Origin of the sequence: Motilibacter aurantiacus (assembly GCF_011250645.1) — a bacterium.
GTDB lineage: Bacteria > Actinomycetota > Actinomycetes > Motilibacterales > Motilibacteraceae > Motilibacter_A > Motilibacter_A aurantiacus.
This window is the reverse complement of sequence record NZ_JAANNO010000008.1, coordinates 15,894-31,631: the sequence shown is the minus strand read 5'-3', so window position 1 is coordinate 31,631 and position 15,738 is coordinate 15,894. Positions and strand designations below refer to the sequence as shown.

Genomic DNA, 15,738 nt, shown 5'->3' with positions numbered 1-15,738 from the left:
GCCGCGCCACCTGTCTTCGCCTGAGCAGGAAGAAGCACCAAGGCGCTCGAAATCCGGATGACCCGCCCAAGGATGAGCGCGACGGGCAGGCCCAGCAGCAGCAGACCAGCGACGACCCCCTGCGAAGACGTGGAGGACTAGGCGTCGAGGAAGCGCGCCAGCCACACGACCGCGTGGGCGTCGGCCAGCGCGGCCGCCTCGGTCTGCGGTGCCGGCTCCAGGCCCGGCTCCTCGGCGAGCGCATGGCCCATGCCGGGCACGGTGACGACCTCGACCCTGCTGGGGTCCCGGTAGTGCACCTGCAGCGCGTCGCGCAGCCGCTCGGCCGGGGCCAGGAACGCCTCGAGGTCGTCCTCGGAGCCGACGAGCAGCCGGACCGGGGGCTGCCCGTTGTCGAGGAACTCCGTGGCCCGCGCGACGAAGTCGAGCCGCTGCGCGAAGGCCGCGGTCTCCTCGTCCCACACGTAGTCGAACCCGAGCATCCGGCCCGCCACGTCGATGACCGGGCGGAACTGGGTCACCGGGCTGACGAGGACGGCCGCCGCGACGTCGGAGCCCAGCGCGGGCGCCGCCTCGAGGAGCACCAGCTGGGCCACGGCCGCCCCCAGGGACCCACCGACCAGGGCCACCGGCCCGGCGCCGAGCCCGAGCTGCTCGCGCAGCGCGGCGTACGCGGCCGGGAGCTCCTCCAGTGCGCCGAGCGCGATCGGACGGTGGACGTTGCGCACGATGTCCTGCGCGGCGAGCGCGTAGAGCGCCTCCGGCCCTCCCTCCGGGGAGCGGGAGCCGCACAGCGGCAGGCCGAGGTGGACCCGCCAGGCGTCGAGCCCGTCCAGCGGCAGCGCCGCGGCCATCGCACGCTCCGTGCGCGGGGAGTCCAGCAGGTGCCAGACGAGCACGACGGGCGCGTCCGGCCGCGGGGTCGCGGGCGGCTCGGCGACGTACGGGACTCCTGCGGCCACGCCGGTCCTGGGCACGGTGGCTCCTCTGCTCGCGGAGCCTCGACCCTAGTGCGCCCGACGCGCCGCGCGCGGCTCACGGCTCCGTCGCGCTGAACTCCTCCACCGCGATGACCGGGCGCACCCGCTCGGTCATGTCGTCGCCGCTGAACGCGCGCCGCAGGACGTCGTTGGCGAGCTCGTTGCCGAGCGCGGCCATGATGATCCCCTGGTCGAGCGAGAGGACGAACGGCGAGACGGTGCCGTCCTGCACGTCCACCGAGTCGGCGAAGCCCCACTCGGAGTAGACGTCGAAGTCCTCGCGCAGCCGCTGCAGGTTGTCCAGCACGGCCTCCCGGTCCCAGCGCAGCCCGAGGAACGCCGCGTGCGGGGTGACGACCCCGTGGGTGTACGCCGACGGCGGCGGGTTGGACGTCGTCGCGCGGTTCGGGCAGCCGGCGAAGCCGTTGTCGACGCGCGTGCTGTCGTTGTTGGAGGTGTAGCCGTCCGGGCTCAGGCCGACGGCGTCGACGCCGTACTCGCGGTAGCCGCCGTGCGGGTCGTTGGCCGGGGAGAAGCCCCAGTACCCGTACTGCGCTTCGGTCATCCCGTGGTGGACCTGAGCCTGCACGGTGTTCGGGTGGTTGCGCCCCCAGCTCTTGCGGCCCCACTTCTCCTCCGGCACGAACAGCGCCGGCATCAGGGCCTCGAACGCGCTGCCGCCCCAGCCGGGGACGACGCGCATCCCGGCGTACGGGTACGAGCCCTCGAAGACGGTCTCGCCGAAGTAGGTGCGGGTGAAGCCCACCGGCTTCGTCTCCTGCCAGGACCAGTCGCAGCTGTCCGGGAACGTGCGCCACGCCCCGAAGTAGTGGCGCTGGGGGAGCTGGCCGTTGGCGATGCCGAGGTAGCTGGCGATGCGGCTCTCGCTGACGATCGTGTCGTAGCAGCAGGGCGCGTCCCCGGTGTCCGGCGCGTAGTGGAAGAGGATCCGGTTGACGTCCGGCCGGTAGTAGAAGCCGAAGTCCATGCTGTCGTAGAGCGCGCCCGCACGGTCGGCCAGTGCGCGGGAGTAGCCGCGGACCACCCGCAGCCCGGTCGCCAGCCAGCCGTTGTCGACGGAGGAGAGGATCGGCGTCAGCGGCGCGCCGGTCGGCGGCCAGGCCGTGAGCTTCGACCCGTCCTCGATGCTGTACCAGTTGTAGAACTGGCCGCTCGGGGTGTGCCGCTCCATCCGCTCGAGCGTGGAGAGCGTGACGCCGATGCGCTGCTCGAGCTCGTCCTCGCTGATGAGGCGGAGCCGCCGGGCGACCACCGTGCTCCAGAGGTACGCGCCGATGTTGGTGGTCGAAGTCTGGACGCTGCGCGTGCCGTCGACGCCGAGGGAGTCGGCCGGCAGGCCCGTCTCCTCGTCGGTCATCGCCACGAACGACGCCCAGGTGTCGGCCGCGTACTCGCGCAGCGTCTCCTCGGCGGTCGGGGCCGCGCTCGCGGCCGGCGGGCCGGCGAGGCTGGCAGCGGACAGGGCGAGAGCGGCGACGAGCACGGCGATCCGGCGCATGCGGTCCTCCACGGCGGTGTGGGTGGGACCCACGATGCCCTGGGTCGGGCCGGTATGGCCAGTGGCCCTGCCGGCGGGCGCGGCGCCGCTCAGATGTGCGACGTGGACGGGGTGCCGCCCATCAGCTGCTCGGCCACCGTCAGCGCGGTCTCCGCGGGGATCGCGAAGCCGATGCCGATGTTGCCCGAGTCCTCGGAGAGCGCGGCGATCGCGGTGGTGATGCCGACGACCTTGCCCTCGGTGTCCACCAGCGCGCCCCCGGAGTTGCCCGGGTTGATGGCGGCGTCGGTCTGGATCGCGTCGTCGAGGGCACTGTTGCCGGTGTCGCCGTCGGCGACCTGACGGTGGAGCGCGGACACTACTCCCGACGTGACGGAGCCCTCCAGGCCGAGCGGGTTGCCGATGGCGAGGACGTCGTCACCGACCTGGGTCTCGTCGGCCTCGGCGAACGTCGCCGGCGTCAGGCCGGAGACGCCCTGCGCGGAGATCACGGCGAGGTCCTTGTCGGCGTCCCGCCCCACGAGCGTCGCCGGCGCGCTCGTGCCGTCGGAGAACTGCACCCGGATCGTGCCGCCCCGCGCGGCCGACTCGACGACGTGGTTGTTGGTGAGGATGTCGCCGGCCGTGGTGAGCACGACGCCCGAGCCCTCGCTCGTCGACCCGCCGGAGGTCACGGTGATGGAGACGACGCTAGGGGACACCGCCGCCACCACCGACGCCAGGCTCGGGTACGCCGCGGTGCCGGTGTCGCTCACCGTCGTCGCCCGAGCGGCTCCGGAGGCCGGGGAGGCGACCGCAGCCGTGGTGTCGCGGTGCCCGAGGTCGGAGACGAGGACGGCCCCGGTCGTGCCCCCGACGAGCGCGGTCAGCGAGAGCGCTCCGGCGGCGGCGAGGGCGCCGAGCCGCCGGCGCGCGCCGTCTCGCGGCGCTGCGACGGTGGGGGTCGGGAGGGGGGAGGTGCTGCTGGCAGAAGGGCTCTCGGTCATGCCTCTACGGTCGGCCCGACAGCTGCGAGGAGCCCGCGCCGCAGCTGTGGGGTTGCTGCGAAGCGGACGCCACGGCCCGCCGGGTCGCCGGCCCGACGCACGCGCCGGCCAGGACGAACACACCCGCCGCGAGCACCCAGCCCCCGGCGCCCAGCTCGCTCAGGGCCAGCGTGAAGAAGCCCGGCCCGACGACCTGCACGGCGGCCGTGGCCGACTCGGCCGCGCCCTGGTAGGCCCCGCGCGCGTCCTCGCGCATGAGGGCCACCGACAGGCTCCAGGCGGCTGCGACGTACCCGACCTCGCCGGCGACGTGGAGCACCGCCGCCACCACGACCACGCCGCCGGCGACCAGGCCGCCCCTGCCTGCGGTCGACGCGAGCAGCAGGCAGCTGGCGGCCAGCAGCACGGCCGACGCCAGCGCGGCCCGGGCCGACCGCTCGGGGGTACGCACCAGGCGGGCCGCCGGCAGTTGCAGCACCGCGATCCCGGCCGAGCTGAGCACGACGACGGCCCCGGACAGCGCGAGCGGCAGCTCGGTGGAGCCGGCGACCCAGAGCGGCAGGCCGGCCGAGAGCATCGCCCAGCACAGCGACAGCACGGCGGTCACGCCCACGACGGCGAGGTACGGCCGGTCGGCGAGCACCACGCGCGCCCGCACGGGCCGGGTGCCCGCGATGGGCACCGCCGGCAGCGTCGCGGTCAGGGCGGCCAGGGCCAGCTGGCTGACCGCGGTGGCCAGCACGGCCAGCCGGTACGCCCCCGGCGTGTCGACGGCGAGGACGAGGGCGCCGAGCCCGGCTCCGGCGGCGATGCCGGCGTGCTGGGCGACGCGCTGGGCCGACAGCGCGCGCACGCGGGCCGTGTTGTCGGCCACGAGGCCCGCGACGATGGCGGTGCGCAGGGCGCTGCTGCCGTTGGCCAGGCCGACGAAGGCGCTGGTGACGGCGACGAACGCGACGGCCCCCTCGACGAGGAGGTAGGCCGCCATCGCGACGGCCCGGCCCAGCGTCACCGCGAGCAGGACGCGGGCCGGGTCGTGCCGGTCCCCCAGCGCGCCCAGCGGGACGGCGGCCAGCAGCCCGGCCGCGGCCGCGACGCCCATGCCGAGCGCGACGACGGCAGCGGGCAGGTCCAGCACCCGGCTGAAGTAGAGCGCCCAGACGGTGAACCAGAGCCCGTCCCCGACCGCCGACACCGCCCGGCCCCACAGCAGCCGCCGGAGGGCGACGTCGGCGCTGCTCCTCATACCCGATCACCCTTCAGGACATCCTGAAAGGTAACGGTAGACCGCAGCGGCGCCGCCCGCAACCACCATTCAGCCATCTCTGAAGTGTGGCTACCCTGTGGGGAAGGAGGCGAGGATGACCACTCAGCGGCCCTGGGACGACCCCGGCAACCCGGTGCTCGCCGCCATGACCGGCCTCGCCGCCGAGCTCGCGGACCCGTTGCGGCTCACCGCACTGCAGCTGCTCGCGGCCGAGGGGCCGCACACGCTCAGCCAGCTCGCCGACGCGCTCGCGGTCAGCCCGTCACGGCTGGGCAACCACCTCGGGCGGCTGCGGGCCGCCGGGCTGGTGAGCGTCGAGCGGAGCGGCCGGCACGCGGTCTACCGGGTCGGGCGCCCCCAGCTGCCGCCGCTGCTGGAGGCCCTGGCGGCCTACGCCCATGCCGCGGGCGCCGCCCCGGGCGTCCGTGCGCCCGGCCCTGCCGACATCGCCCACACGTGCTACGACCACCTCGCCGGCCGGCTCGGGGTGGCGGTGCTGCGGCTGCTCGTCGACCGCGGGGCGCTGGGCCAGCCGGACGGCGCCGGCGACGAGCTCGCCCTCGGCGGTGACCTCAGCGCGCTGGCCGAGCTCGGCGTGGAGCCGGCGCGGCTGGACGCGGGGCGGCTGGACGCGGGGCGGCGCAAGGCAGCGACCGCCTGCCTCGACCGCAGCCACCGCGTACCCCACCTCGGGGGCGCGCTGGGGGCCGCGGTCCTGTCCAGCCTGCTCGCGCAGGAGCTGGTGGCCACCCGGCCCGGCTCCCGGGAGCTGACGATCACGGCTCGCGGCCGGGAGCGGCTGCCCGTGCTGGTGCCCGGGTTCCGCCCCGTCCCGTAGCCGAGCGCACACGCTCAGGCCACCGCGGTGCCCGCAGGTGGGAACGTTCACGAGAAGCTCTTGACTCTGCCTTCTCGAAACGCGCACCCTGCCTCTCGCCAAGTCTTGGCGTGGTTCGAGCTTTCACCGTCGAAAGGGACCCAGTGGCCAACTTCCCGCGCCGCCTGCGCGCCGCGATCGGGGGCGCGGTGCTCGCGCTCGGGCTGATCGCACCCGTGTCCGTCGAGTCCGCGGCCGCTGCGCCGAAGCTCGAGGACGGCTCGCGGCTCTCGATCGAGCCGCAGATCGACCGCAACTTCGCCGACCCCGACATCCTGCTCGTCGATGGCGTCTACCACGCCTACGCGACCAACTCGGACGGCCAGAACGTCCAGCACCAGACCTCGAAGAACCTGCGCAACTGGACCGCGCAGCCCGACGCCGCCCCCACGCTCGGCGCCTGGGTCGGCGAGTGCAGCTTCACCCCGGGCGGCGCCACCGACCGCTGCGTCTGGGCGCCCGAGGTGGCGAAGGTCGAGGGCGGGTACGCCCTCTACTACACCGCCCGGGACCGGGCCTCGCAGCGCCAGTGCATCGGCGTCTCGGTGGCCACGTCGCCGAACGGGCCGTTCGTCCCGGTCGGCGAGGGGCCGCTGGTCTGCCCCGCCGCGGAGGGCGGCGCGATCGACGCCGGAACCTACGCCGAGAACGGGCAGCTCTACCTGCTCTGGAAGTCCGACGGCAACTGCTGCAACCTGCCGGCACGGCTCTACATCCAGCCGCTGGCCGCGAACGGCCGCACGGTCACCGGCCCGCCGACCCCGCTGATCCGCAACGACCAGCCGTGGGAGGGCGCCGTCGTCGAGGCCCCGACGCTCGTCAAGCACGCGGGCACGTACTACCTGTACTACTCGGCCAACGACTTCTACGGCGGCAACTACCGCACGGGCTACGCCACCTCGACCAGCCTGACCGGGCCGTACACCAAGTCCAAGACCGAGCTGCTCACGAGCGACCGCTTCCAGGGCGACGTCCGCGGCCCCGGCGGCCAGGACGTCTTCACCCGGCGCGACGGGCGTACGGCCATCGTGTTCCACGGCTGGGACCCGACCTACACCTACCGCGCGATGTACGTCAGCTACGTGAACTACGACGCGAACGGCGTCCCGTCGGTCGAGGCCGCGTCCCGGCGCTACCAGGCCGAGGACGGCGTCCTCGCCAACGCGCGCGCGGTCGGCGACACCAGCGCGTCCGGCCTGTCCAAGGTCGGCGGCATGGACTTCGCCGACAGCTCGGTGACGCTGCAGGTGTGGGCCGACACGGCCGGGCCGAAGACGCTGGGCATCCGCTTCGCCAACGGCTCGACCGACGGCAACCGGCGGGTCGTGTCGACGGACCGGCTGACCGTCAACGGCCAGTCCCGCACGGTCAGCTTCTGGCACACCACCTGGGGCAACTGGCAGCTGAACGAGCAGCGCGTGCAGCTGCGCCAGGGCTGGAACACCGTCACCCTGACCCGCGGCACCTACTTCGCCGAGATCGACTCGGTGGACGTGTACGACGCGCTGCCCGACCCGTCGCCGGTGCCCGTCCCGGCCGCCGCGCCGCAGGGCACCCGCTACGAGGCCGAGTCCGGCGTCATCAACCGGGCGCGGGTGCGCACGGACGGCAGCGCGTCCGGCGGTGCCGTGGTGGGCGGGCTCGACTTCGACGACAGCTCGGTGACGCTGCGGGTGCACGCCGCAGAGTCCGGCGACACGACGCTCGGCATCACGTACTCCAACGGCTCCGAGCGTGGCGGCTACCTCATCGAGGCCACGGACCGGGTCACGGTCAACGGCCGCGACGAGGGCATCGTCCAGCTGCCGCACACGCGCTGGGGCAACTGGTCGACCGTCGACCACGAGGTCCGGCTCAAGCGCGGCTGGAACACCGTCACGCTGACCCGGGTCTCGTTCTACGCCGAGATCGACGCGGTCGACGTCCGCTGACCGCCGGCTCCTCCGGCTGCCGGCCCCGCGTCCTCGGACGCGGGGCCGGTGCCGTCAGCGGGCCAGCAGGCCGACCGCCGGCGCGACCCCGCGGTGGCCGAGCGCCCGCGCGAGGGTGGTCTCACCGCGGCTGATCCGCGCGAAGGCCGCGGCGCCCCGGCCGGTGCGCGAGATCGCGGCGTGCACCAGCCCCGGGCGCCGCTCGAACAGGCGCAGGCAGCGCCGCCCCGCCGCCATCTCGGCTCCGAGCTCGGCCTCGACCAGGCCCTCGTACGCCGGGCCCGGCTCGCCCGCCGCCAGCCGCGCCGCCGCCTCCCCCGCGAGCCGGCCCGAGCGCAGGGCGAACGAGATGCCCTCCCGGGTCCACGGCTCGAGCAGCCCCGCGGCGTCCCCGGCGACGAGGACGCTCCCCCGCCGCAGGGGGGACCCGGGAGCGCGGCACCGGGTGAGGTGGCCGGAGTCGCGGGTCACCGGCGCGGCGGCGAGCCCGAGCCGGCGCAGGTAGGCCGTGAGGTAGTCGCGGGTCTCCGCGGGCCTGCCGCGCGCTGCGATGACGCCCACGGTCAGCGTGTCGCCCTTCGGGAAGACCCAGCCGTAGGACCCCGGGACCGGGCCCCAGTCCAGGTGGACGCGGCCCGCCCACTCCTCCGCCCGGGCCCCCGCCTCGACCTCCACCTCGAGCCCCAGGTCGACCTGGTCGCAGACGACGCCGACGTGCTGGCCGATGCGGCTGGCGCTGCCGTCCGCGCCGACCACGGCGCGGGCGAGGACGTCGCCGCCGTCCGTGCGCAGGACGGGGCCCGCGGCGGTCTCCTCGACGCCGCGTACCAGCGTCCGCTGCCGGAGCTCGACGCCGGCCTCCTGGGCCGCGGCGACCAGCGCGGCGTCCAGCTCGTCGCGGAAGACCATGCGCAGCAGGGGCTCCTGGAAGCTGCGGGCGCGCTCCCGGTGACCGTCATGGGCGAACACCGCTTCGCGGATCGTGTCCCTGGCCGGGAGCTGCAGGCCCGCCGGGAGGCTGCGGAGGGAGGTGCCGGTGATGCCGCCGCCGCAGGTCTTGTAGCGCGGGAGCGTGCTCCGCTCGAGCAGGACGACCCGCGCCCCGGCCGTCGCCGCCGCCCAGGCGGCCGTCGCCCCCGCCGGGCCGGCGCCGACCACCGCGACGTCCCACTGCGTGCCGGCCCTAGTCATCCGGGGAGGCTATCCGGCGGCCGTGCGGGGGGCGGGGCGCGACGGGTGGGTCAGCCGGCAGGGCCCTCCGCAGAGCCGGCACCCCTCCGGCGCGGTGCCGTGCACCGCGCCGGCCGCCGCACCAGGCCTCGCGCCTCGCGGCGCACCTGCGCGAGGACCGGCGGCACGGGAGGCGCGTGCAGGATCCCGACCGTGCCCGTCGTGCGCGTCAGCGCGACGTAGAGGTCGTTGGCGCCCCGCGGCCCCTCGAGGATCGCCGCGGGGTCGACGATCAGGACGTCGTCGAACTCGAGGCCCTTGGCCTGGGCGACGGACAGCACCACCACCTCGGCGCGCAGGTCGGGCACCGGCCCGGAGGACGCCCCCGGCACCGCCCGGGCGACCGCTGCCGCGACCTGCGCCAGCCGCCCGTCCGCCCCGACGACGGCCCGCCGGCCCTCCCCGCGCCGTGGCCCGTTCGCGGCCCACTCCGCCGCGGCCCTCGCCAGGTCGGCGGCGGGCAGCTCCCGGCGCCACGGCGGCGTGCCCGAGCTGCGGATGGAGCGCGGGGCGAGCCCCTCCGCGCCGGTCAGCGCCAGGACCCGTACCGCGACGTCCATCGTCTCGCGCGGGGTGCGGTAGTTCACCGAGAGCCGCCGCTCTCGCCACCGGCTGCCGAAGTGCGAGGTCAGCGCCTCCTGCCACGTCCCGGCGGCACCGGGGGCGTGCGCCTGCGCCATGTCCCCGACGAGGGTGAACGAGCGGGTGGGACAGCGGCGCAGCAGCAGTCGCCAAGCCATCGGTGAGAGTTCCTGCGCCTCGTCGACGACCACGTGCCCGTACGCCCAGGTGCGGTCCGCCGCCGCCCGCTCGGCCGGCGTGCGCAGGTCCGCCTCGGCGTGGCGCTCGGCGAGCTGCTCGGCGTCGACCGTGCCGATCGGCACGGCCGGGTCGTCCTCGTCCAGCGGCCCGGAGCCGGCGATCTGCAGGACCTCGCGCGCGTACTCCACCTGCCGCGCGTGCTCCCGGCCCGCGCGGGCCCGGGCCGCTGCCCGGTCCTCCCCGAGCAGCTCGGCGGCCTCGTCGAGCAGCGGCACGTCAGCCGCGGTCCAGCGGCTGCCGGCAGGCCGCGCGAGCAGCGCCCGGTCCGCGGCCGGCAGCGCCGCAGCAGCGGTGTCGAGCCGGTCGCGGTCCGCGAAGAGGCTCGCGAGCAGCTGCTGGGGGGTGAGGACGGGCCAGAGCCGGTCCAGGGCGGCGCGCACCCGTGGGGAGGCGAGCAGCTCGCGGCCCAGCCGGGCGAGCTCGTCCGGCCCCGGCGGCTCGTCCGTGAGGCCCTCCTCGACGGCGACGACGGGCAGGCCGGCCAGGTCCTCGGCGACGAGCCGGTCGAGCCAGGCGAGCTCGGCCTCCAGCCCCTCCTCGAGGGCGTCGAGCCGGCGGCGGCGCAGCTGCGCGCCCTGCTCGGCCAGCTCGGCGACCACACGCCGGACGAAGCAGGCGCGCGCCTCGTTGTGCGGGAGCCGGGTGGCCCGCGCCGCAGCGACGGCCGCGGCCAGGAAGCCGGCCGACAGGCAGAGCTCGTCGCCCTCGTGCTCGACCGTCACCGACGACGGGGCACCCTCGCGGTCGCGCACCGCGGCGGCCACCACGTCCGCCATGGCCGGCCGGCCCTTGACCTCGGCCACGTCGGGTCGCTCGTCCGAGGATGCGGTGACGCCGGGGAACAGGTCCCCCACGGTGGCGAGCACCGCGTTGGCCTCGCCGAGCCCGGGCAGGACGTCGCTCACGTAGGAGAGGAACGCCGCGCTCGGGCCGACGACGAGCACGCCGCGGCGGGCGAGCTCGGGCCGGGTGTAGAGCAGGTACGCGGCCCGGTGCAGGGCGACCGCCGTCTTTCCGGTCCCGGGCCCGCCCTGGACGACGAGGGCGCCCGCGTCGGCGGAGCGCACCGCCTCGTCCTGCTCGCGCTGCATCGTGGCGACGATGTCGCGCATCCGCCCCGACCGGCCGGCGGTCACCGCGGCCATCAGCGCCGCCTCGCCGACCAGCCCTTCGTCCCTGGCACCAGCAGCGCCCGGGCCCAGCAGCTCGTCGTTGACGGAGATGACGCGCCGCCGCCGCGTGCCGATGGACCGCCGGCGCACGACCCCCTCCGGAGCGGCAGGGGTCGCGACGTAGAACGGCCGGGCCGCCGGGGCTCGCCAGTCCAGCAACAGGGGCTCCCCGTCCCGGTCGTCGCGCAGGCCGACCCGGCCGATGTGGTGTCGGCGCCCGTCGACGGTGTCGATGCGGCCGAAGCAGAGCCCCTCCTCGGCCGCGTCGAGGGCGGCACGCCGGGCGCGGGCCGCGGCCAGCGCCGCGTCGCGGTCCAGCAGCTCCGGGCCGCTGCGTGCCGGGAGGGCGGACGACCGGCGGGCCCGCTCGTCGGCGCGGGCGCGCTCGGCGTCCAGCTGCGCGTACGCCCGGTCCACGTGCGCCTGCTCCGCGGCGAGCTCGTCCTCGAGCACGATGCGCCTTCCTCTGCGTCGACAATTGCGGGAAGGACGCAGTGTGACGCCATTGCGCGAATTGCAGCAAATGCTTTGGAATTCCGCCGAACTGCCGGTATTCTTGTGTCCAGCAGGGGCTCAGCGCTGCTCGGCCGGGCACCACCACGTGGTGCGGCCACCGACCGTGGCGCAGGCCATCTCCGTCCCGCAGCGCGGGCAGTGGCGCCCGGCCTTGCGGTACGCCACCACCGAGCCGGTGTGCACGCCGCCGTTGCGGACCGCGTCGTCGATGGCGGCCCGCAGCTCGTCGTGCAGCCGGTCCAGCTCGGTCGCCGTCAGGGCCCCGGCCGGTCGACGCGGGGCGAGCCGGCTCTGCCACAGCGCCTGGTCGGCCAGCAGGTTGCCGACCCCGGCGAGCACCGACTGGTCGAGCAGCCGGGCCTTCAGCGGGGCCGTCCCCTTCCCGACCCGCGCGCGGAACTCGGCCCGGTCGACGGACTGCGCGTCCGGCCCGAGGGCCGACAGGTCGGGGTCGAGGCGCACGCGCCCCAGCCGCCGCTTGTCCAGCAGCCGCAGCGTTCCTCCGTCGGCGAAGGCCAGGGTGAAGCGGAACCACACGTCGAGGGCGGGCCGGCCGGTCGCGGGCCCGGCGTAGTCACCGCCCTCGACGACCTCGCCGGCCCCTTGCCCCGAGGACGGGCCGCTGATGAGGATGCGCCCGCTCATGCCCAGGTGGATGCCGAGGTCGGGGCCGGCGTCGGACGTCTGGCACCACATCGACTTCCCGCGCCGGTGGGCGGCGGTCAGCCGGCGGCCGAGCAGGGCGGCCCGGATCTCGCCGGGAAGGTGCGGGCGGCACTCGTACCTGTCGCTGTCGTCGACCTCGACGATGCGCCGCCCCAGGCCCGCCCGCTCGATGGCCACCCGCGCGGACTCGACCTCGGGCAGCTCCGGCACCGGGCGAGTGTAGGTGCGAAGCCCCGCCTCAGCCGCCCAGCCCGCCACCCGCCGCCCACTCCGCGAGCCGGCGCTCCGCCTCCTGCGGGCTCACGTCCTCCACCCGCGTCATGACCGCCCAGCGGTGCCCGAACGGGTCGTAGACCGAGGCGAACCGGTCGCCGGTCACGAACGTCGTCGGCGGCTCGCGCAGCACGGCGCCCGCGGCCACCGCCTTCTCGGTCACGGCGTCCACGTCACTGACGTAGATGCAGGTCGAGCCGCTGACGCGGTCCCGGGCCGGGCCGGACGTCGGCGCCTCCAGGCCGAACTGATCCGACGGGTCCCCCAGCTGCAGCCGCCCGTCCCCGAAGTCCAGCTCCGCGTGCGGGACCGTGCCGTCGGGCGCGTCCATCCGGTTGACCACGGTGGCGCCGAACACCTGCTGGTAGAACTCGATCGCCTTCGCCGCCGGCGCGCAGACGAGAAACGGCGTGAGGGTCGTGTAGCCGTCGGGCTTCCCGTTCTCGATGCTCATGACCGCACTGTGCCTAGACTCCCGCGGTGCCGTCTTGCACGAACGCGACACCGCCGGGCGGCCCGCGATGAGCAGCGGGCCGTGGGCGCGGACCGCCAGCCGCAAGGGCGTGCTGCGGCCCGACGAGACCGCCGCGGTCGCGGGGCTGCGCCGGGTGCCGGACGTGTCGGAGCCGCTCGCCCCCTACGTGGAGCAGTACTGGTCCGTCTCCTGGGACCTGCCCGCCCCGCGGGCCGCCCGCGCGGAGGTGCTGAGCCACCCCTGCGTCAACCTCACGGTCGAGACCGGCACGGCGCGCCGGTTCGGCGTCGACCTGCCGGCCGCGCTCGTGCACGGCGTCGTCACCCGGCGCTTCGCCGTCGACCTGCGCGGATCGGGCGGTGTCAGCGCGTTCAAGTTCCGGCCCGGCGGGTTCGCGGCCTTCAGCGGCCGGCTGCCCCACCGCGACTCCGTGCGCCGGCTCGAGGGCGTACGCGGCCTCGACCCCGCCCGCCTCGTGCGCGAGGTGCTCGCGCAGGGCACCGACGACGGGCGCGCCGCCGTGCTCGACGCGGCGCTCGCCCCGCTCGCCCGGAGCCCGACGACGCGTACGCCCTGCTCCAGGACGTGATCGCCGAGATGGTGCACGACCCCGGGCTGGTCAGGGTGGACGCGGTGGCGGCCCGGGCGGGGCTGGGCGTCCGCTCCCTGCAGCGGCTCTTCGCGGCGTACGTCGGGGTGCCGCCCAAGGCCGTGCTGGCCCGCTACCGGCTGCAGGACGCGGTCGCCGCCATCGACGCCGGACAGGCCCGGGACCTGGCGGGGCTCGCCGCGCGGCTGGGGTGGAACGACCAGGCGCACTTCAGCCGCGACTTCCGCGCCGCGGTGGGCGTCACGCCCGGGCTCTACCTGCGCCGGGCGCGGGCGGCCGTCCCGGCCTGAGCGCGCTCAGCCGGCCAGGCCGCGCGCGGTGCCGCCCACGCGCTGGCGGGGCACGTACTCGATGCCGCGCACCTCGGCGGCCGCGGCGGTGCCGTCCAGGCCGAAGCGCGAGCCCGGGCCGCCGAGCAGCTCTAGCGCGGCCCGCTGCTGCCAGGTGGACAGCTGGGCGTACGCCAGGTCGTCCATGCACGCGACGTAGGCCGTGGGGTCGCCGCCCGCCGCGACGCCCGCGAGGGCGAACTCGCGCAGCCGCTTCGGCCACCAGCGCCGGCTCGACAGCAGCTCGGCCAGCGTGAGCGCCCGCGGGACGGCGATGCCGGCCCGGACCAGGGCGAGCACCTCGACCGGGTCGAGGCCGCGCAGGCCCATCGCGTCGAGCGCCACGTACACCACCTCGGTGGTGCGCAGGGCGGCCTGGGCGGCGACGCATGCGGCGGCCGGCTCGCCCCCGGTGAGGACCGCCACCGCGTGGGCGGCCGGCTCCATCTCCTGCCCACGGGCGTCGGTCAGCCGGTCCAGCGCCGTCCGCAGCTTCTGCGCCGCGGCGTCGGCGTGGCGGCGCAGCTCGGCCAGCTCCTCCGGAGCGGCGTCACGGCGGCGCCGCCCGCCGGCGGCCAGCGCGGTGAGGCGCAGGCGCACGGCGTCGTCGGCCGCGCGGTGCAGCATCGGCGAGCGGACGTGCTCGAGCAGCGCGTCCCCCAGCACCTCGACGAGCACCGCGAGGTCCACCGTCCGGGCGGCGAGCAAGGCCTCCCACGCCGCCGGGCCCAGCGCCTGCTCCGGTGTGTCCCACGAGCTGGCAGTCACGTCGTCTCCCCCTCCGAGCGATTCCCCCGGGTGCCTTCATCGGCTCCCGGAGGACGCGCCCGGTAGGCCCGAACGGGTCGCGCCCGGCTCAGGCGCCGCGCAGCTCCTCGGCACGGGCCAGGTGGCGGTCGGCCCGGGCCGACAGCGCGCTCGCCGAGTCGTGGGCCTGCTGGGGGTCGGGGAACCGGTCGGCCAGCGCGTGCAGCCGCTCCTGGACGTCGTGCTCGCGGGCCGCGAGGCGCTCCTCGGCCGCGGCCATCGCGCGACGCATGACCTCGTCTTCTGCCGTCACAACGGCATCATGACGGCAGGTCGGCCAGGAGCTCCACCCGCAGCTGCCGGGTCAGCCCGCGGACTTGCTCGAGGAAGGCCGCCGTCGCCGGGCGGGCCTCGTGGGCGGCGTGGGCCTGCTCGTCGCGGTAGACCTCGTAGAACAGCCGGGCGAGCGGCTCGTCCCGCACCTGGTGCGGGGTGTAGACGAGCGTCCCGGGCTCCTCGGCCCGGATGCCGGGGACGGTCAGCGCCACGAGCTCGTCGAACCGCTCGGCGGCGGCGGTGTCGTGCAGGTCGAAGCGGACCGCGATCGCGAACATGCGGCCATCCTCGCCGCGACGGCGCCACGGCCGCGGGCGGGGGTGTGACGCGGTCGACAGCAGCGGGCGCCCGAGCCGGTGCGTTGGGCGCGAGCAGCGCCGGGTAGCCCAGACCGCGTGAGCTGCGACCTGCCCGACGTGACGCCCGTCGGCGTGCGCCTGCCCGCCGAGCCGGCGTCCGCGGGCGCGGCCCGTCGCTTCCTCACCAGCACGTTGCGCGACTGGTCCACCCCGCCGGAGGTCATCGAGGTCGCGGCGCTGCTGGTCTCGGAGATCACCGGCAACGCCGTACGCCACGGCCGGGGCCAGATCTCGGTGACCGCCCGGCGCCGGGCGGGTCTCATCCGGGTCGAGGTGAACGACGCCGGGCGGGCGCCGCTGCCCGCGCCCCGCCGGGCCGCGCCCGAGGCCGAGAGCGGCCGGGGGCTGTGGCTCGTGGAGACGCTGGCCACCCGCTGGGGCTCGGACATCTCCGCGGACAGCGGCAAGGACGTGTGGTTCGAGCTCGACGCCGCGAACGGCTCCGGCCCCTGAGCCGAGGGCCCGGGCGCCGGAGCGGCACGCGTACGCGGGTCAGACGGTGAAGCGGGCCACCTGGCCCTGCAGCTCGGCCGACATCCGGGTGAGCTCCTCCGCGGCGAGCTGGGCCTGAGCGACCCCGTCGGCGGTCGCACGCGCGCTCGCCGAGACCGACCCCACACTGGCGGAGATCTCGCCGGTGCCG

General features: G+C 76.0%; 16 protein-coding genes. 5 read left to right on the top strand and 11 right to left on the bottom strand.

All coding sequences use genetic code 11. The annotated features are described in order from the left end of the window. Positions 1-137: 137 nt before the first annotated feature. Genes G9H72_RS14565 through G9H72_RS14550 form a run of 4 tightly spaced genes read right to left on the bottom strand, consistent with a single transcriptional unit; the run spans position 138 to position 4,731 of the window. A complete protein-coding gene (locus tag G9H72_RS14565) occupies positions 138-977 on the bottom strand; it encodes an alpha/beta hydrolase family protein (RefSeq protein WP_166172336.1) in 840 nt (279 codons plus the stop codon). Positions 978-1,035: 58 nt separating this feature from the next. Next, positions 1,036-2,532, bottom strand: coding sequence for a glucoamylase family protein (locus G9H72_RS14560; protein WP_331272318.1), 1,497 nt, complete (start codon positions 2,530-2,532; stop codon positions 1,036-1,038). A gap of 56 nt (positions 2,533-2,588) precedes the next feature. Continuing rightward, complete coding sequence (locus G9H72_RS14555) at positions 2,589-3,485, bottom strand: S1C family serine protease (RefSeq protein ID WP_166172334.1); 897 nt, start codon at positions 3,483-3,485, stop codon at positions 2,589-2,591. 4 nt (positions 3,486-3,489) lie between these two features. Continuing rightward, entirely contained in the window at positions 3,490-4,731 is a 1,242-nt protein-coding gene (locus G9H72_RS14550; protein WP_166172332.1) for an MFS transporter, read from the bottom strand. 115 nt (positions 4,732-4,846) lie between these two features. Between G9H72_RS14550 and G9H72_RS14545 the strand changes: the two genes are divergently transcribed. Next, positions 4,847-5,590: an ArsR/SmtB family transcription factor gene (locus G9H72_RS14545; protein WP_166172330.1), complete on the top strand. Its 744-nt coding sequence runs from the start codon at positions 4,847-4,849 to the stop codon at positions 5,588-5,590. Positions 5,591-5,733: 143 nt separating this feature from the next. Next, positions 5,734-7,560 (top strand): family 43 glycosylhydrolase, encoded by a 1,827-nt coding sequence (locus G9H72_RS14540; protein ID WP_166172328.1) that lies wholly within the window; start codon positions 5,734-5,736, stop codon positions 7,558-7,560. A gap of 54 nt (positions 7,561-7,614) precedes the next feature. Here the strand turns inward: G9H72_RS14540 and G9H72_RS14535 are convergent, their stop codons facing one another. The 4 genes from G9H72_RS14535 to G9H72_RS14520 form a co-directional block, all read right to left on the bottom strand. Further along, a complete protein-coding gene (locus tag G9H72_RS14535; RefSeq protein ID WP_166172326.1) occupies positions 7,615-8,751 on the bottom strand; it encodes a geranylgeranyl reductase family protein in 1,137 nt (378 codons plus the stop codon). Positions 8,752-8,801: 50 nt separating this feature from the next. Further along, the gene (locus G9H72_RS14530) at positions 8,802-11,237 is read right to left on the bottom strand and encodes a HelD family protein (protein ID WP_166172324.1); all 2,436 of its coding nucleotides are present in this window, start codon (positions 11,235-11,237) and stop codon (positions 8,802-8,804) included. Between the two features lie 120 nt (positions 11,238-11,357). Continuing rightward, positions 11,358-12,176: an Fpg/Nei family DNA glycosylase gene (locus G9H72_RS14525; RefSeq protein ID WP_166172322.1), complete on the bottom strand. Its 819-nt coding sequence runs from the start codon at positions 12,174-12,176 to the stop codon at positions 11,358-11,360. 28 nt (positions 12,177-12,204) lie between these two features. Next, positions 12,205-12,693, bottom strand: a complete 489-nt coding sequence (locus tag G9H72_RS14520; RefSeq protein WP_166172320.1) for a VOC family protein — start codon at positions 12,691-12,693, stop codon at positions 12,205-12,207. A 34-nt stretch (positions 12,694-12,727) separates the two neighbouring features. On the opposite strand from G9H72_RS14520, the gene G9H72_RS14515 reads away from it, so the two are divergent. Both G9H72_RS14515 and G9H72_RS14510 read left to right on the top strand, forming a co-directional pair. Continuing rightward, positions 12,728-13,303, top strand: coding sequence for a DUF6597 domain-containing transcriptional factor (locus G9H72_RS14515; RefSeq protein ID WP_166172318.1), 576 nt, complete (start codon positions 12,728-12,730; stop codon positions 13,301-13,303). Beyond that, positions 13,300-13,614: a helix-turn-helix domain-containing protein gene (locus G9H72_RS14510; protein WP_166172316.1), complete on the top strand. Its 315-nt coding sequence runs from the start codon at positions 13,300-13,302 to the stop codon at positions 13,612-13,614. The genes G9H72_RS14515 and G9H72_RS14510 overlap by 4 nt, the downstream gene beginning before the upstream one ends. A gap of 6 nt (positions 13,615-13,620) precedes the next feature. Here the strand turns inward: G9H72_RS14510 and G9H72_RS14505 are convergent, their stop codons facing one another. The 3 genes from G9H72_RS14505 to G9H72_RS14495 all read right to left on the bottom strand — a co-directional run bounded on the left by G9H72_RS14505 (position 13,621) and on the right by G9H72_RS14495 (position 15,014). Then, positions 13,621-14,421, bottom strand: coding sequence for a hypothetical protein (locus tag G9H72_RS14505; RefSeq protein WP_166172314.1), 801 nt, complete (start codon positions 14,419-14,421; stop codon positions 13,621-13,623). Between the two features lie 88 nt (positions 14,422-14,509). After that, the gene (locus G9H72_RS14500; protein WP_166172312.1) at positions 14,510-14,713 is read right to left on the bottom strand and encodes a hypothetical protein; all 204 of its coding nucleotides are present in this window, start codon (positions 14,711-14,713) and stop codon (positions 14,510-14,512) included. A 7-nt stretch (positions 14,714-14,720) separates the two neighbouring features. Continuing rightward, positions 14,721-15,014, bottom strand: coding sequence for a putative quinol monooxygenase (locus G9H72_RS14495; protein ID WP_166172311.1), 294 nt, complete (start codon positions 15,012-15,014; stop codon positions 14,721-14,723). A gap of 117 nt (positions 15,015-15,131) precedes the next feature. Here G9H72_RS14495 and G9H72_RS14490 point away from each other — a divergent pair, with 117 nt between their 5' ends. Next, complete coding sequence (locus tag G9H72_RS14490; RefSeq protein ID WP_166172309.1) at positions 15,132-15,548, top strand: ATP-binding protein; 417 nt, start codon at positions 15,132-15,134, stop codon at positions 15,546-15,548. Positions 15,549-15,738 lie beyond the last annotated feature (190 nt).

What these genes read in the sequence shown, in the direction of transcription:
- G9H72_RS14535 (WP_166172326.1), bottom strand. Translation starts at nt 8,751, where the DNA reads ATGACTAGGGCCGGCACGCAGTGGGACGTCGCGGTGGTCGGCGCCGGC.
- G9H72_RS14555 (WP_166172334.1), bottom strand. Translation starts at nt 3,485, where the DNA reads ATGACCGAGAGCCCTTCTGCCAGCAGCACCTCCCCCCTCCCGACCCCC.
- G9H72_RS14545 (WP_166172330.1), top strand. Translation starts at nt 4,847, where the DNA reads ATGACCACTCAGCGGCCCTGGGACGACCCCGGCAACCCGGTGCTCGCC.
- G9H72_RS14550 (WP_166172332.1), bottom strand. Translation starts at nt 4,731, where the DNA reads ATGAGGAGCAGCGCCGACGTCGCCCTCCGGCGGCTGCTGTGGGGCCGG.
- G9H72_RS14520 (WP_166172320.1), bottom strand. Translation starts at nt 12,693, where the DNA reads ATGAGCATCGAGAACGGGAAGCCCGACGGCTACACGACCCTCACGCCG.
- G9H72_RS14495 (WP_166172311.1), bottom strand. Translation starts at nt 15,014, where the DNA reads ATGTTCGCGATCGCGGTCCGCTTCGACCTGCACGACACCGCCGCCGCC.